Below are 994 nucleotides of genomic sequence, written 5' to 3' on the forward strand. Positions count from 1 at the left end.
GTCTATGATCAGCGTTTACGATCGCCCTGGATATTTCGTCGATGAGCAGGTGTCAGGACCTTTTAAACGCTGGTATCACGCTCACTATTTTCGACCTTGCGGCCACGACGGTACGGTAATGAGCGACGTCATTGAATTCGCCGCGCCTCTCGGTCCTCTCGGGAGGATCGCTGAAATGCTGGCTCTCCGTCACTACATGCCCAATTTGATCCGGGTCCGGAATCAGTACATCAAGCAGGTTGCCGAAGGCAATCTCGCGGCCGATTGAGGATCTCCCCGCTACTTGGGTGATAGAGGATCTCCGCCGATAGAGAGACTCGTATCGCAACACCGCAGGTCACGGGCGTTGGAGTCAGGAAAGAGATCATCCACTTCTAATCCGGCCGTCGGGGGTTCGAATCCCTCAGGGCGCGCTCTCCAGACCAGGCCACATCCCGTGTGACCTGCTCTTTTGCCTTGGTGCGGCATGCGCCGCGTATGCACCCGCAGGCCGCCGAACGCAGCTGGATGCCACCACTTCCGGAACATATCCGGAATGATCTTGGGGGCGTTTTCGCAGGTCGGCTCGCAGATTTCGCCGCTCTCCGGAACGATTCCGAGCCTCCCGAAGACACGCCGCCAGATGGTTGATGGAGCCCAGGTGTGACACGATGCGAACCATGACGATCAGAAAGGGCGATGCCGCGTAGGCCGCCGAGCGCCATCCGCGCCCACCAGGCAGCAACCCGACGAGGTCGGTCAGCTCGTCAGATTCCCGGCCTGTCGAGCGGGACCGTTACGGCGATCGCCCGCCTGGAGGCCCAAGGACTGGGGACGGATACAGTCGCTCAAGCGTTTTATCAATACAGGGGCTTCCTCCAACGTCACGGCCGGATCCTGTACCTCCCCATAAATGAATGTCCCTGCTGCGATCCCACCGAGGCGCGGGACACCCTGGAACTCGCACTACGCCGACTACCGTCCGCAGCCCGTCGCGATCTTGGACGGCTGATAC

Annotated in this window: 1 protein-coding gene; it reads left to right on the plus strand. The window is 60.4% G+C overall.

The window, feature by feature from the left end:
- Window positions 1-268 (plus strand): SRPBCC family protein (locus AWQ68_RS44085; RefSeq protein ID WP_444543155.1); only part of this gene is annotated, 268 nt, incomplete at its 5' end.
- Window positions 269-994: the final 726 nt, after the last annotated feature.

It is taken from the genome of Microtetraspora fusca, assembly GCF_001570365.1.
Classification (GTDB): Bacteria; Actinomycetota; Actinomycetes; order Streptosporangiales; family Streptosporangiaceae; genus Microtetraspora; species Microtetraspora fusca.